The sequence below is a fragment of the Anaerolineae bacterium genome, from assembly GCA_013178015.1.
Taxonomy (GTDB): domain Bacteria; phylum Chloroflexota; class Anaerolineae; order DRVO01; family DRVO01; genus Ch71.
In genome coordinates this window covers 36,600-59,198 of the sequence record JABLXR010000001.1, presented here as the reverse complement: position 1 = coordinate 59,198, position 22,599 = coordinate 36,600, and the positions used below count along the sequence as shown (strand labels likewise).

The 22,599-nt window shown below is 64.9% G+C and carries 15 protein-coding genes; all 15 read left to right on the top strand.

The window, feature by feature from the left end:
* Positions 1 to 2: 2 nt before the first annotated feature.
* The 15 genes from HPY83_00225 to HPY83_00155 all read left to right on the top strand — a co-directional run bounded on the left by HPY83_00225 (position 3) and on the right by HPY83_00155 (position 22,572).
* Entirely contained in the window at positions 3 to 1,229 is a 1,227-nt protein-coding gene (locus HPY83_00225; GenBank protein NPV06369.1) for a glycosyltransferase, read from the top strand.
* 627 nt (positions 1,230 to 1,856) lie between these two features.
* The gene (locus tag HPY83_00220) at positions 1,857 to 2,915 is read left to right on the top strand and encodes an O-antigen ligase family protein (GenBank protein ID NPV06368.1); all 1,059 of its coding nucleotides are present in this window, start codon (positions 1,857 to 1,859) and stop codon (positions 2,913 to 2,915) included.
* A 59-nt stretch (positions 2,916 to 2,974) separates the two neighbouring features.
* Complete coding sequence (locus HPY83_00215) at positions 2,975 to 4,021, top strand: glycosyltransferase family 4 protein (GenBank protein NPV06367.1); 1,047 nt, start codon at positions 2,975 to 2,977, stop codon at positions 4,019 to 4,021.
* A gap of 10 nt (positions 4,022 to 4,031) precedes the next feature.
* Positions 4,032 to 5,075, top strand: coding sequence for a glycosyltransferase family 2 protein (locus HPY83_00210; protein ID NPV06366.1), 1,044 nt, complete (start codon positions 4,032 to 4,034; stop codon positions 5,073 to 5,075).
* A 2-nt stretch (positions 5,076 to 5,077) separates the two neighbouring features.
* A complete protein-coding gene (locus HPY83_00205) occupies positions 5,078 to 7,021 on the top strand; it encodes an alginate lyase family protein (protein NPV06365.1) in 1,944 nt (647 codons plus the stop codon).
* A 33-nt stretch (positions 7,022 to 7,054) separates the two neighbouring features.
* Positions 7,055 to 8,125, top strand: coding sequence for a glycosyltransferase family 2 protein (locus HPY83_00200; protein ID NPV06364.1), 1,071 nt, complete (start codon positions 7,055 to 7,057; stop codon positions 8,123 to 8,125).
* Positions 8,126 to 8,215: 90 nt separating this feature from the next.
* Positions 8,216 to 11,416, top strand: coding sequence for a CehA/McbA family metallohydrolase (locus HPY83_00195; protein ID NPV06363.1), 3,201 nt, complete (start codon positions 8,216 to 8,218; stop codon positions 11,414 to 11,416).
* A 189-nt stretch (positions 11,417 to 11,605) separates the two neighbouring features.
* On the top strand, positions 11,606 to 13,366 hold the full coding sequence (locus HPY83_00190; protein ID NPV06362.1) for a tetratricopeptide repeat protein: 1,761 nt from the start codon (positions 11,606 to 11,608) through the stop codon (positions 13,364 to 13,366).
* Positions 13,367 to 13,371: 5 nt separating this feature from the next.
* Entirely contained in the window at positions 13,372 to 14,808 is a 1,437-nt protein-coding gene (locus HPY83_00185; protein ID NPV06361.1) for a sugar transferase, read from the top strand.
* Positions 14,805 to 15,755, top strand: coding sequence for an NAD-dependent epimerase/dehydratase family protein (locus HPY83_00180; protein ID NPV06360.1), 951 nt, complete (start codon positions 14,805 to 14,807; stop codon positions 15,753 to 15,755). The genes HPY83_00185 and HPY83_00180 overlap by 4 nt, the downstream gene beginning before the upstream one ends.
* Positions 15,752 to 17,131: a hypothetical protein gene (locus HPY83_00175; GenBank protein ID NPV06359.1), complete on the top strand. Its 1,380-nt coding sequence runs from the start codon at positions 15,752 to 15,754 to the stop codon at positions 17,129 to 17,131. Before HPY83_00180 ends, HPY83_00175 begins: the two co-directional genes overlap by 4 nt.
* A 17-nt stretch (positions 17,132 to 17,148) precedes the next feature.
* Complete coding sequence (locus tag HPY83_00170) at positions 17,149 to 18,693, top strand: hypothetical protein (protein NPV06358.1); 1,545 nt, start codon at positions 17,149 to 17,151, stop codon at positions 18,691 to 18,693.
* Entirely contained in the window at positions 18,690 to 19,922 is a 1,233-nt protein-coding gene (locus HPY83_00165; GenBank protein NPV06357.1) for an ABC transporter ATP-binding protein, read from the top strand. Before HPY83_00170 ends, HPY83_00165 begins: the two co-directional genes overlap by 4 nt.
* Positions 19,883 to 21,229 (top strand): glycosyltransferase family 2 protein, encoded by a 1,347-nt coding sequence (locus tag HPY83_00160; GenBank protein ID NPV06356.1) that lies wholly within the window; start codon positions 19,883 to 19,885, stop codon positions 21,227 to 21,229. The genes HPY83_00165 and HPY83_00160 overlap by 40 nt, the downstream gene beginning before the upstream one ends.
* Positions 21,226 to 22,572: a glycosyltransferase gene (locus tag HPY83_00155; GenBank protein NPV06355.1), complete on the top strand. Its 1,347-nt coding sequence runs from the start codon at positions 21,226 to 21,228 to the stop codon at positions 22,570 to 22,572. The genes HPY83_00160 and HPY83_00155 overlap by 4 nt, the downstream gene beginning before the upstream one ends.
* Positions 22,573 to 22,599 lie beyond the last annotated feature (27 nt).

Below are 22,599 nucleotides of genomic sequence, written 5' to 3'. Positions count from 1 at the left end.
CAGTGCAACCACTTTTGTCCGTGATCGTCCCAACCAGGAATCGACAGCAGTATGCAGCACGTCTTGCAGGACTGGTGCTCGGAATGCCGAGCGCTCGTGTTGAGCTGGTGATCTACGACACCAGCGACGATGATGGTCTGGGCTCGCAACTAGAGTCCTGGTCGGGCGACTCAAGACTGGTGTACCACCATACCCCAGCCTCTGGAGCGATGGCGGATGACTTCGATGCAGCGCTGTGTCATGCTACTGGGGAGTATGTTTGCTTCCTGGGAGATGACGATGGCATCAATCCCGAAGCTGTTGCGGTGCTTGAGTGGGCCAGTGCGGAAGGAGTAGACGCCGTCTGGAACAGGCCTTTGGCGGACTACTACTGGCCGGATGTGGCCGTTCATCCACGACTGATGCCCTTCGCTGGCAACCTATATGTCCGTCCGTTCTGCGGTGGTTTGACCTACCACGACGCTGAGTGCGAGATGCGAAGGTGTGTCCGTCGGGCGGCGCAGCGCTACTACGAGACAGGGCTCCCGAGGGTCTACCATGGGTTCGTGAAGAGGCGGTGCCTGGAGGAAGTCCGGGCTCGGACCGGGGCGTACTTCAAAGGTTTGAGTCCAGACGTGTACGGAGCGTTGGCTGTGGCCAACTTCACAACTAGGTTGTGCAGCGTGGACTACCCCCTCATCATGGGCGGCACCTCGGCGTGGAGCGGGGCGGGCAGCAGCTCCGCCAGGAAGCACAAGGGCCGGCTCGAGGACGCGCCTCTCCTGAAGGGGAAGCAGGATTACCACTGGAGTGATGTTGTACCTCGTTTCTACAGCGTGCAGACTGTGTGGGCAGACTCGGCCTTGGCAGCGCTGCGCGAGGTGGGGCGAGAGGATCTTGTGGCGGAGTTCAACCTGCCTCTGCTGATGGCGCTGTGCGTGTCGCACCATCCAGACTACCTTGGCGCCACGCTACGCGCGTTTCCCCACACATGCCGAGCCCTGGGCGTCGCAATGCCGTACGGCGCAGCGATGGTCTTAGGTTCGGCGCTTGCGGACCTGACTCCAAAGCTCATCCGCCGGGTGCGTCGCCGCCTTGGACGCGCGCCCGTCGGGCCCTCGCCTGCGGCGACCGCACTGGCCGACGCACCGGCAGCACTCGCTGCGTTGCTCAGCCATATCAGAGCGAGCGGCGTGTCGATTGCGCTGTCCGGGTCCGCTTGTGTGCTTCATACCGGCGTGGCTCGCTGAAGTGGTACATCCGGGGATCCGCGAGGAGGGGCGTGGCGCGGGCGGCAAAGGGGCTCGAAGCGGATCTCCACAGTGCACTAGACGGCTTGTTCCTGGGCTCTCCGAGTGCTAGAGGCAGAAGGCCGAACTGGGTGCGTGGAAAGCACCTGAGAGGAGGCAATTGGCTTCTGGGAACGTAGCAGACCTGCCCACCGCGCAGTTCGTGGCGGGGTTGTAGTGGTAGCTGGCGGCCTCGCACTAGCTGCATGTCTGGGCACCATCAGCGCGTCTGTCTGGGCGGCCAAGCCGAGAGCAGGTCTGGTGCTGTTGTGCATCGTGATTCCGTTCAGTCAGTCCATACCCTTGGTGACTATACAGGAACGCACCGTACACTTGGGGACTGACACGGTCGTGATCCTTGGCCTGGTGCTCGGGTGGTGCTTGCGAATGTTGGTTTGCGGCCACCCACGACCGAGATTGGTGCAGACGTCTGGGCAGTTGTTGCTTCTCCTGGGTTGGCAGACGATCGCGCTCATCCTTGGTGCCAGGCACCTATCCTCAGGGCAGCTTGCCGACGCCGGTCTCGTGCTTCTCCGGTTGGCACAATACCTCCCGGTCCTAGTGTTCATGACAAGCCTTCGCCTTAGTGTGGCTGATGTCAGACGCCTGGCGCGGGTGCTGGTGCGCACTGCCACGGCGGTGGCATTGGTGAGTGTCCTTGAGTACCTCATGTTGCCTAGGTCGGACCTGATGCGAGGAGCCGCTGGCGCAACCAGAGGGTTGTTTGTCGAAGGAGCAGCTAACTACAACGTGGTCGCGGCCTACCTTACCTTTGTGGCGCTCGTGATGCTGCCCCTGGCTGTCAAGGCTGGGCACCAGTGGAGAGCCCGATGGACAGCCTGGTTTGGCCTGATGGTCACTGGAGTCGTGTTGACCAGCTCGCGCAGTGCCGTGCTGGCCCTTCTGGCCACCGCGGGATTGTACGGCTGGCGCTACTTGCCCCGGCGGACCCTTCAACTGGCAGCGCTTGCCCTCCCAGTTGTTGTCGTAGGGGCGTATGTGATGCGCGGGTCGGCGCTCGTGGTGGCACTCGCCAAGCTCCGCTACCTGCCCGCGGCCTTGCCCATGCTGGCAGGCACAGAAGCTGACTACCTGGGCATCCCGCCTTGGGCCCTGGGGACGGTATCGCGTTTCGGGCAATGGCGACTGACATGGGATCTGGTCGCGCAGAGCCCGATATGGGGGAACGGCCTACGCTACACTCGCTGGAGCCTGGGCGCAGACCAGTACTTCACGGCCGACAACTACTATCTGGAGACACTGGCCGACACAGGTGCCGTTGGCCTGCTGCTCCTGTGTGCACTGCTGGCTGGCCTGTACCTACGTGCGAGACGGGCCTACACGTTCATCCGACCTGGGGACTACCTACGTCTGCTGACCGTTGGCTACGTAATGGCTCTGGTGGCACTGGTGCTGATGAACCTCGTAGGCGGGTTGTTCGCCTCACAGAAGGTATGGGGTACTTTTATCTTCGTGAGCGGGATGCTGTGTAGTGCCTGGAAGGGTGTGCCGTTCGTCGAGGTGGGGCACCGATCAGCGGGGTGTCTGCGCAGCAGCGATTGGGGGAGGCGCGGGGTTACGCCCACGAGCCTGGTTGGTGAGTCGTCTGCAAGCTGCTGCGACTCACTTGCACTGAGCGACATATGACTACGACCATGAAGGTGGCCATTCCGGTTCTGCGCTTGTCCAGGTCAGGAGGAGTCCGAGTGCTGACCGAGTTTGCCAGCCGCCTCGTAGCGCGTGGCCACGATGTGACGCTGCCCGTAGCGCAGGCAGAGGGCTCGGCTGCTCCATTCCCCCTAGACGAACGCGTGCGCATCGTCTATCGCGGCTCAGGTTCAGGCATGGCTGCACCGATGTACCGTCTGTTGAGTGCCCTTGGGCCAGAGTATGACACGGTGGTGGCCAACTACTATCCGACCGCATATGCAGCAGCTCTATGGGGCCTGGGACACGGCAAGCCGGCCCACTACCTGGTGCAAGGATACGAGCCAGGCTTCATCGCGATAGATCCGCAGCGAAGATGTCGTCATGCCAAGGCTGCTCTGGCAGCTCTCAGCTACCGCTTACCCCTACGGATCATAGCAGTGTCAACGTGGCTAGGTGCTGCCATCTCGCGCGCGGGCGGGAGACCGCGCGCCATCGTCAGCGCCGGGGTGGACACGATCAGGTTCTCGGGTGAACATGACAGCCCGGACAGGGAGTCACGGCTGGTGATGGTGCTGGCGCGTAGAGAGCCGTGGAAGGGCCTTGATGTGCTGCTCCGGGGCCTTAGGTCGGTGCCGGGAGACTGCGCAGGCCTGAGGCTGCTAGCTGTCACACAGGATCCGACTCTGCGGTTGGACACCGATGTCCCTGTGGAATACTGCTATCCTCGAGACGACCTGGAGCTGGCCGCCTGCTATAGGAGGGCCTCAGTGTTTGTGTTCCCGTCCCTCATGGAGGGCTTCGGGCTCCCGCCACTGGAAGCGATGGCGTGTGGTGCTCCTGTGGTGGTCGCCGACTGTGGCGGTGTGCGGGACTTCGCAGTCCACGGAAAGAACGCGATCGTGGTGCAGCCGGGCGACAGCGAGGGGCTTATGGCAGGTGTGTTCCGAGTGCTGGGAGACCCTCGACTGGCGGCCGAGCTGGCACGCGACGGCAAGCTTACCGCTCGGCATATGGACTGGGAGCGGGCAACGGACAGATTGGAGCGTGTACTCACCGGTCAACAGGTCGGTAGCGAGTTCCAGGGGAGAGGACTTTGTTCCTAGTGAGCGGGGCATGACGGGTATCGAGGAGCACGGCAGTACCACCATGGCCAACGTATCAGTGGTAGTCGTGAACTACAACTCCGACGACGATTTGCGAGGATGTCTCGCATCCCTCAGTTCCGAGGGAGCGGCTGTGCCCCTGGACGTGTGCGTGGTGGACAATGCCTCGAGCACGGGCGACGTCAAGATGGTGGCTGCCGGGTTTCCTGGCACGTCGCTGCTGATAAACGAGAGCAATCGGGGGTTCGCCGCTGCCTGCAACCAGGCGCTGGCGCTTGTGGGAGCGCCATACATCCTCCTACTCAATCCTGACACAGTGGTGAGGCCGGCAGCCATTCAGCGCATGGGCAGATTCCTGGACCAGCATCCAGAAGCTGGAGGGGTGGGATGCAGACTCTTGAATGAGGACGGGACTCTTCAGCCCTCCATAACGAGCTTCCCGCAGCCCCTGCGAGAAGCAATCAGCGTCGGACTGCGGGGTATCCTTAGGAATGACGCCAGAGCCAGGTCTGCCCTCTCGAGGCTCGCTCGACCGCTGGGCCTTGCTGTGTCCAGGTTCGACACTCATGATGAGGCCAAGTCGGTGGACTTCGTTAGAGGCGCATGTCTGATGGTACGGCGCCGAGCCGTAGAGGAGGTCGGCCCGCTTGACCCGGCCTACTTCTTCACTGGCGAGGAGATGGACTGGTGCTACCGGATGAGGAAGGCTGGATGGCGCATATACTACTATCCCGAGGCCGAGGTCATCCACTTTGATCACGGCTCGACAAGAAACATCATGGGCCGTGTCTTCGTTCAGACCAGGAAGAGCACTCTGGTGTTCTATGAAAAGCACTATCCGAAACACGCCACCTTCATGATGAAAGTCCTGACCTCACTGGCTTTGGCGGCGAAGGCATTGTTCCTCACTGGGAGACTGGCTACCGGGTGGTCGGAGCGTGACGCTGACCTGGCCTTGCGCGAGGCAAGCTGGTTTGTGGCGCGGATGAACTTCAGCCGCCGGCTCCGGAGCGGCAACCTGCTCCTCGACCACCAGTTCAGGTACCTGCGGTGAGCTTGTCCGAGTCTGTTGCTCTCTACTGGAACACTGCCCGCCATCTGACGCCGGAACAGATGGCGGGCCGGCTGAGCTCTCTAGTTCGCAAGACTCTGGACCGCCGTACTGGATTCCCCTCGTGGCTGTACCGCCGTCAGCTTCGAAGCGCAGCCTCGAACTTACGGGAGCGATCCGACTGGGCTTCACAGCAGACTCACGAGCTTCTGACTCGCGGTGACCTCCTGAGGTGCGTAGACGAGCCTCCTTCCTACCACTTCACCTTTCTTGGTAGGAGTCGGTCATATCAACGCGGCAAGATCGATTGGGGAGCCTGCGGCGAAACTCTGCTCTGGCGCTACAACCTACATTACTTTGAGTACGCCTATGATCTCGCCATCGCCTTCCGGTACCACGGTGACGATCGTGCCTATCGTGCCTTTCGCAGTCTGGTAACGGACTGGATTGCCTGCAACGCCATCGGCAAGACTGTCGGATGGGACCCGTATCCTACCTCACTGCGAATCGTCAATTGGCTCAAGGCCTGCCACCTAATGCGCGTAGCATTGGCCTGCGACCATGAGTTCCGGCAGGTTCTGGTTCGCTCGCTCCATGAACAGGCACTTCACCTACGACGGAACCTGGAAGTGCACCTCCTAAACAACCATGTGATCGAGAACGCCAGGGCCTTGATCTGGGCCGGCCTGTTCCTCGAGGGAAGCCTACCTGAGCGGTGGCTGTCCCAGGGCAGGGCTCTGCTGATCAAAGAGCTGGGGAGGCAGGTACTCCCGGATGGTGCTCAGTTCGAGCGAAGCCCGATGTATCATTGCGCGGTGCTGCTGGACTGTGCTGAGCTCGCGGCGCTTCTGCGAGATACCGAGCAATCGCTGCCTCCACAAGTCCTCGACGTCCTTAGCAGCATGGTGAGCTGTGCTGAAGCCATGCTATTCCCGGATGGAGAGACGGCCTATCTGAACGATTGCGCTCAGGGTATGACGGTGCCAAGCCTGCGTCTGATAGCTGCGGCCAAGGCACTTCTCGGAGTGGCTGCGAGAGAGCCAGCAGAATGCAGCGAGCTCGCTGGGCCTGTGCCCGTAGCTCTGCCGGCAGCCGGCTACTACTGGATTCGCGACCGAACCCGGAATGCCCATCTGGTTGTTGATTGCGGCGAGCTGGGGCCCTCCTTTCAGCCTGGCCACGGTCACTGTGACCTTCTGAGCTACGAGTGGAGCGTGGACGGAGAGCGAGTGGTCATCGACAGCGGAGCCGATGACTATTACGGCCCAGTGGAGTGGCGTAAGTACTATCGGAGTACCTGCGCGCACAACACCATCTCCGTGAACGGGCAGGAGCAGAGTGAGATCTGGGGACGCTTTCGGGTTGGGCGACGAGCTCGGCCGCTCGGTGTCACCTGGCAAGTCTCCGCTGAGGGCGGGACCATCACGGCTGGCTACTCCGGGTTCCCGACCGTGCCCGGGTGGGTTCGGCACTGGCGAGCCATTGGAGTCATCGGTGGCGGCTGTCTCGTTGTCCTCGATGTCGTCACCGGTGCGGGTGAGTTCGGGGTCGACAGTTTCGTGCATCTGGCCCCAGGGTACTTACTGCAGTCAACCACCGCATCTACCGTGGAGGTGGCTTCATGTGGTTGGCAAGCATGCTTCCGCCCGATCATCCCGCCACTGTCGGTAGAGGTCAGCCATGGATCCTATGATCCGATCCAAGGGTGGTGCGCTCACCGCTTGGGAGCGGCCATGCCCCACACTGTCATCCGTGCCCGATGGGGTGGTGCAGGCACAGTGGTCGCTGGGTACTGCCTGACTGTCTCTCAAGGCCTAGTCTCTCGACCCACCGTGCGAGCGTCAGAGGCTGGACACGTGATCGAGGTCACGGCAGGTGGGTGTACCTACCGGGTCCACTGCACTGTTGAGGCTGGCAGACCCAAGATAGAGATGGCAACAATTGGCTAGCGTCAGAATCCCTGATACTGGGCAGCTTCCGAGATGAGCGACTCTGTCTCTGATCATCCGCAAGTGACCGTCGTCATCCCGTTGCGCAATGAAGCTGCCCACCTGGCGCATGTGATGCACGCGCTCAGGGCACAGACTTATGCACGGCACATCGCCCAGGTCCTTTTTGTAGACGGCATGTCCACCGATCGAACGCGGGCGGTGATTGGGGAGAACTCTCGCGGACTCCCAGCCGTGCGGATCATCGACAACCCTCAGATCGCCGTTCCTCAGGCGATGAACCGAGGCATCCGGGCCGCTTCCGGCGATATCATCATCCGCTTGGATGCCCATTGCGAACCTGCCCCCGACTACGTGGAGCGCTGCGTCCACCACTTGCGGGAGACCGGCGCCTGGAACGTCGGTGGCCCGATGAGGGCCCGAGGCCAGGGGTACGTGGGGCAAGCGGTGGCCCTAGCCACGACGTCCCCCTTCGGAATCGGGGGATCGCCCTTCCATTACTCAGACGAGCCCCAGTACGTGGACACGGTCTACCTGGGCGCCTTTCCCCGCTGGGTCTTCGACAAGGTCGGGCTATACGACGAGCGGTTCGTACGCAACCAGGACTACGAGCTCAACCATAGGATACGCAAAGCCGGCGGCGCGATCTTTCTGGCCCCAGACATCAGGATCACCTACTTCCCGCGGGATTCGCTGCGCGCTCTGTGGCGACAGTACTTCCAGTACGGCTTCTGGAAGGTGCAAACGCTGCGCAAGCACCCGGACTCCCTCAAGTGGCGCCATCTGGTGGCGCCTGCCTTCGTAGCCGGGCTTGTTGGTGGCCTTCTCGTAGGCCTCCTGTGGCGGCCGGCCCTGGTGCTCTGGATGCTGGCTGTGGGTCTATACATCATCCTTGCACTCGCCTTCTCGCTGATGCGAGCGCGCAGGGAGCCGGGCGGACTGCGCTATCTGCCGCTGATGCCCGTCGTATTCGCCACTCTGCACGTCGCCTGGGGCCTCGGCTTCTGGTGGGCGTGGGTCGCCCTTCTCCTGGGTCGGGACCCGCTCGCCGTTCCGGATCCGGCAGCTGAGCGCGCGACTGACTCGGCTCCCGCCCCGGAGTAGGCGCTCAGGCGCTTGACAGCTCCCTCACCCTGGCCTACCTTTCGACCCTGACACATCTACGGCTCCGGCCTATTCGGGGGGAGGTCGGTCATGCGTCGCACTGCCGTCGGGGTCATTCTGGCCGCCTCAGCCCTCACCCTCGCTGCCCTGCATGCCACCACCCTGGCCCAGTCTGCCACCGGCGTCGTCATCTCCGAGGTCGCCTACAACCTGGGGGACGACTGGATCGAGCTGTACAACCGCGGTCCGGAGGCTGTCCAGCTTGACGGCTGGACGCTCTCCGTGGATAGCTCCTACGCCCATCCCCAAGCATTGACCGGATCCATCGGTGCGGGCGAGTTCCTCGTGCTGGTGCCGACCTACGGGCTGCTCGATTCCGGCGACTACGTCAGGCTGCAGATGCCCAACGGCCTCAGCGATGCTGTCTCCTTCGGGGATCGCACCGTTATCTGCTCTGGCCTCACCGCCGCGAGCGGCCAGTCGCTGCATCTGATGGACCTCACCGCTGCTGCCGGCTCCTGCGGCTACGTAGCCGGTGCCCCCTCTCCCGGCGGCCCACCGCCTGCGCCCACTCCCACCCCGACGGCGACGGACACGCCCACCGCCACTCCCACGGCCACTGCCACCGTCTCGCCCGGCTCGGTGGCCCTCACCGAGGTCTACTACCAGGGCGCTTGCGAGCTCGAGTGGGTAGAGATCGCCAACGTCGCCGCTGTGCCCGTCGCCATGGACGGCTGGCGCCTCCGCGACAACAACGGCTACCATTCGCTCGCCCTCAGCCTGGCCCCGGGGGAGGTGGTGGTAGTGCAGGGCGGCGCGGGGGCGATCGTGCCCGAGTGTGGTGCCACAACGGCTCGGGCCGACGGCTCCTGCATGGGCATCAAGCTCGCCGACGAGGGAGACGCGGTCGAGCTGGTGGATGGGAACGGGCGGGTGCTGGCCTCGCTGGTCTACGGCGGTGCCTCCACCCCGGGCGCCGTGCCTCTGGCGCCGGCCGGGCACTCCCTGGCCCGGCTGCGCCTGCCCGACGGCTCCCTGATGCCCTGGATGGCGTCCACGCCGGTGCCCGGATGCCTGCAGCTGGCGCCCACTCCCACGGCCACGCCGACCGTCACCGCCACTCCCACTCTCATCCCCACGCCGACGGCCACCGTCGCTCCCGGGTCTGTAGCGCTGACCGAGGTGTTCTACCAGGGGAACTGCGACCGGGAGTGGGTGGAGATCGCCAACCTGAGCCGAGCGGAGATCGTCCTCGACGGATGGCGTCTGACGGACAACGGGGGCTCCACCTCCCTTCGCCTGACGCTCTCGCCCGGAGAAGTGGTGCTGATCCAGCCGTCCGGCAGCCAGGTGACTCCGGGATGCGCCGGGCGCGGTTACCTGACGCAAGGGGCTTGCCTGGGCAACGGCCTGGCCGACGACGGCGACCGGGTCGAGCTGACCGACGCTACCGGCAGGATGCTGGACTCCGTGTACTACGGTCCCGCCACCACTCCCGGGGCCGTACCTCTGGCGCCGGCCGGCCTGTCTCTGGCGCGCCCGCGCGAGGCCGATGGGACGTTGGACGGCTGGCAGGCGCTGGCTCCCGATCCGGGCTGTCTTCAGGGCGCTTCCTCACCTACAGCGCCCGGTCCCGAGCCCTCGGCCACGCTCACACCGGAGCCACCACCGGACGCCACCCCTACCGCGATCCCGCCTCGCGAGCAGGTCGTCCACCTGGCCTACCTCCCCCTGGCCTCCTGCCGCGCCGCAGCCGCGCCCCTGGCGTCCCTCTTGATCTCGGAAGTGCTCTACCAGGGCATCACGGCTGACGAAGGGGACGAGTTCGTGGAGCTGCGCGGGTTCACCGGCCTGCCGCTGGACCTCACCGGCCACAAGCTGGGGGACGCCGAGTACGCCGGAGATGGCGAAGGGATGTACCTCTTCCCGGGCGGCACCTTCCTGCCAGCCGGTGGAACTCTGGTGGTGGCCCGGTGCGCGAACTCCTTCGCCGCTCGTTTCGGCCGCCCTCCGGACCTCGAGTTCGCCCCCGGTGGCTGTCTGGACTCGCCCGAAGTGCCCAACATGCAGCGCTACACCGCCTGGGGGCGAGGCTCGTTCAACCTGGCCAACAGCGGGGACGAGGTGCTGCTCCTGGGCCCGGACGACGCTGTCCTGGATGCGGTGGCCTACGGCTCTGGTGCCTTCGGCCTGCTCGGCCTGGTCGGCGAGGCCAACGCCCCGGCCCCGCTGTCGCTCCAGCGGGTGGGGGCCCTGGACCGGGACGACATGAGCCTGGACTTCGGGCACGAGGGCCCATCGCCGGGCACCGGGCTGGACGTGCCAGTGGCGCCGCTTCCGGCGCCCGGGCCATCGTGGGCCGGCCTCACCGCGTTCTGGGGCAACCTGCACTCCCACTCCTCTTACTCCGACGGCGCCGGCCCTCCCGAGTTGGCCTTCGCCCGCGCCCGTCAGGCCGGGCTGAACTTCTACGCCGTCACCGACCACGGCTGGATGCTGCGCGCGGTCGAATGGTCGCGACTCCGGGGTGTGGCCAGCGACGCCACCGTGCCCGGGCGCTTCCTGGCTCTGGCTGGGTTCGAATGGACCCACCGGACCGAGGGCCACATCAACGTGTTCGGCACCACCGAGCTGGCCAGCCGCGACCTTCCCGAGACCTCGAATGTGGCCGGCCTGTTGCGCTGGGCCGAGCAGCAGCCTGGGGCCGTGCTCCAGTCCAACCACCCTGGGCTGGGTGGCAGCCACGTGGGGCAGGAGGCAGTGAACGGCCGGGTGGATCGGCTGCATCTGCAGGAGGTAGTCAGCGGTCGGGGCACAATGGCCCGCACCTACGAGGAGGCCCTGCTGGAAGCCTGGCGCAACGGCTGGCAGGTGGCGCCCACGGCCGGGTCGGACACAGATGGCTGGTTCTGGGGGAGCGATACGGCGGCACGTACGGGCGTCTGGGCCCTGGAGCTCACTGAGGCCGCCGTGCTGGAGGCCCTGCGTCACGGGAGGGCCTTCGCCACGGAGGATGCCAACCTGGCGGTCGCCTGGCGCTGCGGTGACGACTGGATGGGTGCCTCATCTTTGGCGGCAGAGGGCTCATGCACTGCCTTCTACGCCGACGGCGACGGCGAGCCGGCCACGTTGGCCCTGCTCGATCTGGCCGGACGGACGCTGGCGAGCTGGGGCGCGCTGTCCGGCGAGGAGAGCCCATTCTCGGCACCCCCTGAGCCCGGATTCTGGCTGAGAGCGACCCAGGCCGACGGCGATCGCGCCTGGACGCCGCCGATCTGGGCCGGGGAATAGCACGCTGATCTCGCTGAGGAAACGCAGATTCGCGCTGATGAGAAAGGGATAATGTTCAAAGATCAGCGGAAATCAGCGTAGCATCAGCGCCATCCGCGTTCCATAGCGCGGCAAGGTCGCCTTGTCTTCTTCTCCGGTGAAGGCTACAATGCCGGCGTTTGTCCGGCGACATCGGATCCGCGTGGGGCTATGGCGTCAATCCGGAGTCATCTGCGCACCAAGCTGGCGGCAGTGCTACTGGCCGCGATTGCGTTCCTGTATTTCAGCGCACCCTGGCTCACCTCGCTGGCGCGCTCGGAGTTGGGTGGAGTGGCACTGCACCGAGGCCTGGCTCTGATGGAGGAGCGTCCGTCCGAACCGAATCCCTACCTGGACCGGGCCCTGCGCCACTTCCAGGCCGCGGTAGCCTCGAACGATGCCAATGCCCACGCCTGGCGCCAACTCGGGGAGCTGTACCTGGTCCTGGGGCAGAACGAAGAGGCGCGGCAGGCGCTGTCACGGGCCGTGATGCTTAGACCGTCCTTTCCCTTGTACCACGTGCTCCTGGGTGATGCCTATGATGGTCTAGGCGCGGCGCGGGAGGCCATAGACACGTGGCGCGAGGGGCGAGGTGGCATCCTGCGCCGAGACCAGATCGCGGCCAACGCCTGCAAAATCGCCGACGCCCACATCCAGGCCGGCGACCCGCTGTCGGCCGTGCCGGTGCTTCGGGACGAGGTGTTGCCGGTGGATCCCGACAACTTGTTCGCCCTGGCGTACATCGTGTCAACCTACGACGGTGCGGTCAGCGGTCCTCATCCCCTCGCTGACCCCTATCGAGAGTCGGCGGTCTATCCCCCTCCGGGTGGCTTTCGGGTCAGCTCCGACGCGCGGCTGGCCGCCTTCCAGGCTCGGGGGGCAGTGCGGCTGTACTCCGCCGGTTACTGGGACGCCGGGCTGATGGTGAACACGATCCGCTACTGGGCCTCTCAGGGCCACCCTGCGGCCGTGATGGCGGCGCGGGAGCTGTGGCAGTCGGCGCCCGAGGACGAAACCTGGCTCCTCGCCTACGCTGAGGCCCTGGTGCGGTCCGGCCTTCATCAGGAAGCGCTCACGTTACTGGAGGAAGGAGCCGCCGGGTCGCCTGGGGTACTGCGGTGGCGGGCACTGGCGTGGGTCGAGGCGGCCCGGAGGGGCGACCGAGACGAGTATTGGCGGGGAGCCAGGGAGGCGCTGCTGGCATACCGGGCGGCTGCGCCCGACGATCTGTGGCCTCTGGCGGTTCTGCCCCAGGTATGCCAGCGGTTGGGGGCGCCAGAAGAGGCCGAGCGGTGGCAGGCGGATCTCAAGCGACGCACCGAGGATGCCGATAGGGAAGCGGTAGCCGAGGCCCTACAGGTCGAGGCTGAGGCTGTGCGACTGGGTGCCAATCTGGTGTTGAACGGGGGCTTCGAGCTGTGGGCAGGCGATCGGCCCGAGCACTGGACCTGGTCCAACATGGCTACCGGGGACCCCTGGAATCTGGCGTTCTATGCCGGCGGGCCGGAGGAGGTGCAGGCTCTGCTCGGTGCGAGCGCCAGGGTCCAGGGAATATGGCGGCAGGAGAGACAGGATAGGGAGCCTGCTCGGGCTGGGTACTGGCTCTACGACCAGTCGGCTCGGGCACTGCGTGAACTGAAGGTCACGCCGGGCCTAACCTACGTCGTGTCTCTCGACTACTTCACCGAGGTGGGCGGAGCGGTTCAGCCCACCGTGTGGTTGTCCTATGCCGACTCGCCCTGTTGGGCTGGAGACCGGCGATTGGCTCCCACCGAGGGCGAGTGGCGCCACTTCACCTTCGTCTGCGGCCCGGCGGCTGAAGGTGACGACCCGCTGAGGCCCTTGCTCCGCCTGTTTGGGACCGGTACGGTCCTATTCGACAACCTCGCGGTGCGGGAAGTGATTCTCGCCGGGGAGCAGGAGGGAGGTTAGCCGGTATGGCCGGCGAGTCGCAGTCAGCTTTGTGGGGGATGGAGGCCGTCGCAGTGCGACGGACCGGCCTGTTGACGCCTGCGGGCCGGAGGGCGTTCCTGCTGGCGGTGGACCTGATCATCGTGCTGGCATCGGTTCTTGGCGGACTGGCGGTGTGGGCACACCGGGGCCACATCCCCTTCGGGGAGCGCTTCATCCGTCTTCACTGGGAGTGGTTTCCCTTCATGACTCTCACCTGGCTGGTTGCGGCGGTGCTGAATGACCTGTACCGCCCCAGCTTGATCGGCCGGGTTCGCGGCCTGTTGCGGAGGCTGCTGCGCGCTCAGGCGGTTCTGGTGTTCGTGTACCTGGTGGTGTACTTCGTGTCCACTCCCCGCTCGCTCCCTCGCGGCCTGCTGCTCTACTACGCTGCCATCGCTACCCCGCTGTTGTTCGCGGCGCGAGGAGTGCTGACTGTATGGTTCGCCCAGCCTCGCTTCCGCTTTCGGACCCTGGTCGTGGGCGCTGGCTGGGCTGGGCGCACTGCCATCGAGGTCATCCAGGAGCAACTGCAGACCGAGTTCGTCCTGGTAGGCCTGGTGGATGACGACGAAGAGAAGCGGGGTCAGACGGTCCGTGGCGTGCGTGTGCTTGGTGGCGGCGACGTACTGCCGGAACTGGCGCGGATCAATAACATTGACCTGTTGGTGATCGCCATCACCCGCGGGATCTCGCCCTCCCTATTTCGCAACGTGCTGCTGTGCCAGCAAGCGGGGATCGGTGTGGTAGGCATGGCGTCTCTCTATGAGCGCACGCTAGAGCGCACCCCCGTCCACCATTTGCCCGAGCAGTGGTTCATGGAGTTTGAGCCCCCGGATGTGCTTACCCAGGCGGCTAAGCGGCTGCTGGACCTGGGATTCGCCGTGGTGGCAGGTTTGGGCTTGGGATTGCTCCTGCCTTTCATCGCCGCGGCTATCTACATCGAGAGCCCCGGCAGCATCTTCTACCGACAGCAGCGTCTGGGCCGGAACGGGAAGCCATTCTGGGTTTACAAGCTGAGGTCTATGGTGCCGGACGCAGAGAGCGACGGGGCCCAATGGGCACGGGAGAATGACCCCCGCGTGACTCGGGTGGGCCGCCTGCTGCGCAAGACGCGTCTGGACGAACTTCCCCAGGTGTGGAATGTGTTACGAGGGGAGATGAGCCTGATCGGGCCGCGCCCGGAGAGACCGGAGTTCGTAGCGCAGCTACAGGAACAGATCCCGTACTATCGCTCCCGATTGAGCGTCAAGCCCGGGCTCACCGGTTGGGCCCAGGTGCGGTACCGCTACGGCAACACCGTCGAGGATGCCCGCATCAAACTGGAATATGACTTGTACTACATAAAGCACCAGTCACTGCTGCTGGACCTGTCCATCCTGTTTCGAACTGTCGGAGTGGTGCTGAGGATGGGCGGGACGTGACTGGCACTGCCGGCGCCGGGCTCAAGATCCTGGTCACCGGAGGTGCTGGGTTCATAGGATCACATGTGGCCGAGGCGCTCTCCCAGGCTGGCCATCGGGTGGCCGTGCTCGATAATCTGAGCCGAGGCAAGCGAGAGAACCTGAGCCCGTCGATCCCGCTGCATCACATGGACCTGCGCGACCCTGGCCTGGAGCAACTGCTGGCCGACGAGCGCTACGACGTGGTCAGCCACCACGCTGCCCAGATAGACGTTCGGCTGTCGGTGGCTGACCCTCTGGCGGACGCCGACGTGAACGTGATGGGGTCATTGCGGCTGCTGGCTGCCTGCGTGCGATGGGGCGTGAGGAAGGTGATATACGCCTCCAGTGGGGGCGCCATCTATGGTGAGCCTCGCTACCTGCCCACCGATGAGGACCACCCGATCGAGCCCGTCTCGCCGTACGGAGTCAGCAAGTACGCTGTGGAGCTGTACCTGCGCCAGTTCGCCGCCACCCACGGGCTCCGGTACACCGTGCTTCGCTACCCCAACGTCTATGGGCCCCGGCAGGACCCATTGGGTGAAGGCGGGGTCGTCGCCATCTTCGCCCGCCGCATGCTAGCTCATGAGACTGTGTATATCTATGGCTCGGGCGAACAGGAGAGGGACTTCGTTTACGTGGGCGACTGCGCTCAAGCGAACCTTATGGCCCTGAGTGCCGGTGACGGCCGAGCCTACAACTTGGGTACCGGCACCGGGGTCAGCGTCAACTCCCTGTTTCGTATCATGGCCGCGCTTACCGGTTACGAGCAGGACCCGGTCTACCGGCCGGCGCGCCCTGGTGAGACTATGCGGATGGCAGTGGACGCCACGCGGGCAGAGCGAGAGCTTGGGTGGCGGCCGAAGGTTGCGCTTGAGGAGGGGATTCGCCGCACGATCGCCGCTGTGGCTCAGGGCAGGGAGTCTTGAGGCAGGCCCCTCCTGCTACCCAGTGGGAACGGTGGGCGCTACCCCTGCTGCTTGCCCTGGGCTTGGCCCATGGGGTGGCCTACGCCGTCATGGTGCCTCCCTGGCAGGCACCTGACGAGCCGGGACACTTCGAGCACGTGCGGCTGCTAGCACAGCAGTGGCGTTTCACCAGTGCCGTCGCCCCTGACCCCGCTCTCGAACGAGAGATCATTGCCTCTCTCTATGCCAACCACTACTGGGATTTCGTCCCTCACCCCATGCCTCAGGATCTTCCCGGGCGGCTGAGCGACCTGGACACGTTTGCCGGTCGGAGCCGCACCCTGGCCCGCCCTTCTCTCTCGTATGTGCCCTACGCACTCGTGGTCTGGCCGCTAAGACACCAGGATGTTGACCTGCAGTTGACGGTGCTACGGCTGTTCTCGGCATTGCAGCTGCCTTTGGTGGTGTACATGGGCTGGCGCTGCGCCCGCACCTTGTTCCCCGATGACATCGGTCCGGCATTAGTGGTGGGAGGGTTCGCAGCTCTGCTTCCCCAGCATGCTCACCTCATGGCCTCGGTGAGCGACGGCAACCTGGCCGAAGTGCTGGCGTCTGCCTACTTTCTGGTGACAGCCGTGGCAGCCCGAAGGGGGCTAACGCTGCGACGAGCGCTGACGCTGGGGATGCTGGCCATGTTGGCGCTTGCCAGCAAGAACACCGCTCTCTTCCTGGTACCGACCACCGTCGTGGCTCTTCCGGTTCTGGCTCGACGCAGACGCGTCAGAGGGTGGGCGTGGCTGGCGGGGGGTGTTGGGGCTCTGGCGCTGGTCCTGGTTGGCATCCGGTTTGCACCGCGTAAGGTTCAGGTGCGCTCGCTCATCGCCAGCTGGGAGTCTCTGGTACTGCCCGCGTCGTATGCGCCGGACAGGTTGGGCCATTACTGGATCTGGTGTGTCATGACCTTCGAGAGCTTCTGGGGCCGCTTCGGTTGGATGAACGTGCGTATGGGCGATGCCGCCTACGTGGTGTTGGCCGGGCTCACTGCTGCCGCCGCCGTGGGGGTGATGGCGCGGTCGGTTCTGCCGCAGCTCCGCAGTCGCTTGCGCCCAGGGGCAGGGTGGTGCCTGGGGCTGTATGCTCTTTCGGTGGCGTTCGCCCTGGCCTTTGTGCTGGGCACCTTTGTCGTCTACTATTCGCCTTATGGCAACTTCTCCCAGGGACGCTACCTCTTCCCGGCCTTGCTGCCTCTAGCAGTGCTGGCCGGGTACGGTACCGGGGCGTCAGCGCTGCACCGGTTTGGCCGTGCCTCGGCGGTGCTTGTAGTGGGCGCATTGGCAATCCTGTCGCTCCACGCCCTCTTCGGCACTGTAGCACCCACCTTTCTCTGGGGGAACTGAATCTGGAGGACGCAGACTTGAGTGAACGATCGGTTCTCACGCAAGCCTTTCGAACAGGGCTGAGGCTGCTGGTTCTGCCGGTGGCGGTGGCTCTCCTCGCGATCGCTGTGGCCAGCCCGGTGGCCGCGCAGGGCACCGGCACTACGGTGTACCTTCCCGTCATACCCCGGAACCAGCCCGGGCTGATCGGCGACCCACAGTGGGTCTCGCCCTTTGGCATCGTGATGTACGGGGGGCTAGATGAAGCCACCCTGACCCGAATGCGTAGTGCCGGCTCTTCCTGGGTGGTGACTATGCTCAGCTGGCAACGGGTGGAGTCCAGCCAGGGCAGTCTGAACTGGTCCACCTACGATGCGGAGTTCCTGGCCGCCAAGAACGCCGGTATGATGGATGTGGCGGTACTGGTGACGGGTGTGCCCGAGTGGGCACGAGGCACTTCCTACCCCTACCCCGGAGGCGGCCCGGGCATGAACGTAGGTGCCCTGGCCAGCTTCTTGGGCCAGGCAGCGGAGCGGTACGACGGCGATGGGGTTGCCGACGCCCCTGGTCGCCCGGTGGTGAAGTACTGGACCCTCTTCGCCGAGCCTGACTACTGTGGCTATGTCAGCAATGGAGTCTGTGTGCCGCGCCTCGGCGAGGAGTACAAGGGAGTATGGGGCATAAGCGGTCAGGCGTATGCCCAGATGCTACAGGTCGCCCGCGCCGCCATCAAGGCTGCGGCGCCCAGGGCTCTGGTGATGAACGGCGGGGTAGCCTTCGACTACTTCACCCACATCACATACGAGAATCCCACTCGCAAGGGGATCTACGTCAGGCAGTTCATGGCCGACGTGATCGCCGCGGGGGGTGGTCAGCACATGGATATGCTGGCCGTGCACTATTATCCCGTAAGTATGGCGGACTGGGCGGAGAAGCTGACCCAGCTCTTCGGCACCGTGTATAGCCAGTCGCAATCCGAGCAGATGCGCTCGCTGCCGTTGATCTCACCCGAGATGGGATACTGGTCCTCGGAGGATGCCGGAAGCAGCGAGAGGCTCCAGGCCGCCCGGCTGGTGCAGATGTTCACTCGCGGGTTGTCCCAGGGTGTTCAGCGGCTGGCCTGGTTCGCCGTCTTCGACGGGCCGCCCGATGTCCCCACTGAGTCGCACGGTCTCTTCCGCGGCTCCAATCCGAACGATCCTAGGCCGGCCTTCTGGGCCTACAAGACCATGACCACCGTGCTCTATGGTTTCAGGTATGAGGCGCCACTCTACACCGAACCTGCCGGCTTCCCTTCCAGTTGGGACCACGAGGCCTACCTGTTCCGGCGGGCCGCGGACGACGCCCGCATGGTGGTGGCCTGGGCCAACGGAGGGGCTCAGAATCCCGACGGGGTGAGCGAACTGGTGCTCGATGCCTCACGAGTCACGGTCGTGAACATGCTGGGGCTGAGCGCCACCAACCCCCATGTCCCTCGGAGCCTGGTGGTGCAGGATGGCTTGGGCGCTGACCTAGATGGCCAGGCCAATGGGCAGATCATGCTGAGGATCACGCAGGAGCCCGTGTACATACTGCTTCCATGACCGACCAGGCGGCGTCCATCACTTTCGATCGCGTCTGCAAGCGGTATGTGTGGCGGCCGGAGCGGGCGCGTACGTTCCTGGATGTGTTTGCCGGGCTGATGCGAGGGCGCGAGCCGGATCAGGAGTTCTGGGCTCTTCGTGACCTCAGCCTGGTGGTTGGCCCCGGAGAGGCAGTGGCGCTCATCGGGCCCAACGGGGCGGGGAAGAGCACGGCTTTGAAGTTGGCCTCGCGGGTGATCGTGCCCACCTCTGGCACAGTGACCGTCGTGGGCAGGGTATCGGCCTTGCTCGAGCTGGCGGCAGGCTTTCACCCCGACCTCACCGGGCGAGAGAACGTTTTCCTGTCAGGCGCCCTGATGGGGCTTTCCCGCCGTGCCATGCTGGACCGCTTCGACCAGATCCTCGAGTTCTCCGGCGTGAGCGAGTTCATAGACTCGCCCGTACGTCATTACTCTTCCGGCATGGCCATGCGGCTGGGCTTCGCTGTGGCCAGCTCTGTGGAGCCCAGGGTACTTCTGATAGACGAGGTCCTGGCCGTGGGCGACCGGGCCTTCAGCCAGCGATGTGTGGACCGCATCTTTGGGCTGAAGGAGCGAGGCACGGCCATCCTGTTCGTGTCGCATGACCTAGACGCGGTCAGAAACCTGTGCGAACGGGCCATATTGCTGGAGCGAGGGGAAACAATAGAGTCCGGACCGACCGACCGCGTCATCTCGCGGTACCTTCGGCGGCTCTCTCAGACCGAGGGCAAGGACGTTCGGCAAGAGCGAGAGGAGCGCTGGGGAAGCGGGGAGGTGGCTATCGTTGAAGTGTGGCTAGAGGATGATCGAGGGGAGAGGGTATCCGGCCTAGGTGCGGGAGAGCCCTTCGCTGTGGGCATACGCTATCGGGTGACCGGGGATGTGGAGCAGCCAGTGTTTGGCCTCGCCTTCCGTGACGGATCCGGGTATCTCCTCAGTGGGCCCAACACTCGGTTCGATGGGGTGAGCGTTCCCCTGGGTGACAAGGAGGGAGTGCTCCGCTACCGCGTGCCTCGCCCGCCCCTCCAACCTGGGCACTATTTCCTGTCCACCAGCATCTATGACCAACGGTTGGTGCACGCCTACGACCACTGGGAGTACTGCCTGGCTTTCGACGTGTACCCGACCGAAGGATCACGCTGTTTCGGCACCGTGTCCCTGTCGGGGTCGTGGCTGACGTCGGAACCGACGCCAGACGGGTGTTGCTGATGGCGGTCGAGCCCGAAGTCAGCGTGGTGGTTCCGTACTACCGCGGCCGGGAGCACCTCCCCGCTCTCTTGGAGTCTATTGCGGGCCAGCAGTTCCCCCTCGAGCGGCTGGAGTGCATCCTGGTGATGAACGGCGCCGACGACGGCGCCCTAGATCTGGTCCGGAGTCGGTTCCCCTGGGTCCGCACCGTCGATCCGGGTGAGAACCTGGGGTACGGGGGCGGCTGCAACCTAGGCGCTCGGGAGGCCAGGGGGAAGTGGGTAGCCTTCCTGAACACCGACATGCGGGTGGATTCCCGGTGGCTCACCGAGTTGCTCGCCGGCGCCGAGCGACATCCGGACTCTGTGTGCTTCGGGTCGGCCATTCTCTCCTGGAACGGCAAACGCATTGACTTCGCCGGCAGCAGCATGAACTTCCTGGGAGTGGGCTATCAGCCCTATCACGGTGGACCGGCCGCCTGGTTGCCGGACTCCGACAGACAGGAGTTGTTCGTCTGTGGAGGAGCCACGTTCGTCCGACGCGAAGTGTACCTGGACGTGGGCGGTTTCGATGAGGACTTCTGGGCCTACTACGAGGACGTAGACCTGGGCTGGCGCCTCTGGGTACTGGGTTATGATGTCTGGTTGGTACCATCCTCCGTGGTCTATCACCGACACCACGGCTCCTTCAGCCGGGTGGGTCAGGAGCGCACGCGACTGCTCTACGAGCGCAACGCCCTGCTCTCTCTGATTAAGAACTACGGACAGGACAATCTGGACCGCATCCTGCCTGTGGCGCTGATGCTAGCGGCTAAGAGGGCCTTCCTGGCCACCGGAGTGGACCCCGGCCGTTTCCGCATCGGGCGAACGCCTCCGCACGCCGTGGCCCCCTCCGCAGGAGTGTTCGGGCTGCGTTACTACCTGGACGAGGCCTCTCGCACACTCAGGAACGAGGGGTTGGGGGAACTGTGGAAGCGCGTTCGGGCCGAGCTGGGCCGCCGCCTGAGCTTCGGTGGCAACGCTCCGTATGGAGCCCCTCGGAAGCCGGCGGAAGCTAGCGCCCGGGGCCTGGTGGTGCCGGAGGTGGGGGTCGCCCATCTCCTGGCCCTGGCCGACGTCGCCGACCTGTATCCCCATATGCTAGAGAAGCGGCGCTGGATCCAGGAGCGCCGCCGGCGCAGCGATGCTGAGATCGCCCCCTTGTTCCGCCTGTGCTTCGCCCTCAACTTCTACGACTCCCGCTACCATGCCTGCATGGTAGACTTGGTCAGGGCGACCGGCCTGGAGCAGCGCCTGGGTGAGCGGATACAGCTGGGCCGAGAGCGATGAGTCGGGTGCTCGTCGTTAGCCACGATGTGGTGGGCGAACGCATGGCGGGACCGGCGATCCGGGCGGTGGAGCTGTCCCGAGTGCTGGCCGGGTGCCATGATGTGACCCTCGCCGTCCCCAACGATTGCTCACTCGATACCGGCCTGAGATCCGTGAGGTATCGCCCCTCGGAGCTGGAGTCGCTCGCCGTGGGGCAGGATGTGGTTCTGGTGGGAGGACTCACCCTCGCTCTCTGTCCGGCTTTGGCCGACACCGGCGTGCCTCTGGTGGTGGACATCTACGATCCCTTCACCCTGGAGAACTTGCAGCTGTTCTCGGGACGAGAGATGCCTACCCGCCTACAGGACAGCGAGGGGCTCCTCAACGCTCTGCTACTCCAGCTTCGCCGGGGCGACTTCTACCTCTGTGCCAGTGAGAAGCAGAGGGACTTCTGGCTGGGGATGCTGCATGCAGCTGGGAGACTCAATCCCTACACCTACGACCACGATCGCTCCCTGAGAAAGCTGGTGGACGTGGTGCCCTTCGGCGTGCCCGAGGAGGCACCGGTGGCGCGAGAGCCGGCCCTGAAGGGCAGACACCCTGGGATCGGCTCCGACGACCTGGTGGTGCTCTGGGGCGGCGGAATCTACGACTGGTTCGACCCGCTGACTGCCATCCGCGCAGTGTCGCTCGCTTCCGAGCGCGAACCACGCCTGAAGCTCTTCTTCATGGGGGTGCGCCATCCTAACCCAGCGGTCCATCGCATGGGCATGGTGGACGAGGCGGTGCGTCTGGCCCACTCCCTCGGCCTCACCGACAAGTCCGTGTTCTTCAACGATTGGGTCCCCTATGCTAGGCGGGCCGATTACCTGCTGGATGCCGACATCGGCATCAGCCTCCACCTGGACCACCTGGAGACGGCCTACTCCTTCCGTACTCGCATTCTGGACTACCTGTGGGCCGGCCTGCCCATCGTGGCCACGTCAGGAGACTCGCTGGCTACCGCCATCGAGCAGCGCGGGATGGGCATAGTCGTGCCGCCTGAGGACCCTCAGTCGGTGGCAGAGGCCCTGCTGCAGATGGTGGATGCCAGGGCTCGGCAGGAGATGGGCGGTCGTGCCCGGGAGATGGCCCTCAAGTTGACCTGGCGGCGGTGCGCTGAGCCGCTGCTGGCGTTTTGTGATCGGCCTGCAGTTGCGGCGGACCGGCGGGTGGGCTACAGTCCTGGCCGCACGGGGCCGGATGACCGTCGGGACGCGGGCTTCGGGCCGGTCCGGAAAGTGTGGGCGAGCCTCCGCCAAGGGGGGCCTGCCCAGCTGGTGCGGGACATCCGTGCCTACATCTCCTGGCGACTAGGGCGCTGAGCCAAGTTCCTTACTGGCCGGGTACCA

Excerpts from the sequence above, each read along its gene's own strand:
- HPY83_00200 (NPV06364.1), top strand. The coding sequence starts at position 7,055 with ATGAGCGACTCTGTCTCTGATCATCCGCAAGTGACCGTCGTCATCCCG.
- HPY83_00190 (NPV06362.1), top strand. The coding sequence starts at position 11,606 with ATGGCGTCAATCCGGAGTCATCTGCGCACCAAGCTGGCGGCAGTGCTA.
- HPY83_00195 (NPV06363.1), top strand. The coding sequence starts at position 8,216 with ATGCGTCGCACTGCCGTCGGGGTCATTCTGGCCGCCTCAGCCCTCACC.
- HPY83_00210 (NPV06366.1), top strand. The coding sequence starts at position 4,032 with ATGACGGGTATCGAGGAGCACGGCAGTACCACCATGGCCAACGTATCA.
- HPY83_00165 (NPV06357.1), top strand. The coding sequence starts at position 18,690 with ATGACCGACCAGGCGGCGTCCATCACTTTCGATCGCGTCTGCAAGCGG.
- HPY83_00185 (NPV06361.1), top strand. The coding sequence starts at position 13,372 with ATGGCCGGCGAGTCGCAGTCAGCTTTGTGGGGGATGGAGGCCGTCGCA.
- HPY83_00155 (NPV06355.1), top strand. The coding sequence starts at position 21,226 with ATGAGTCGGGTGCTCGTCGTTAGCCACGATGTGGTGGGCGAACGCATG.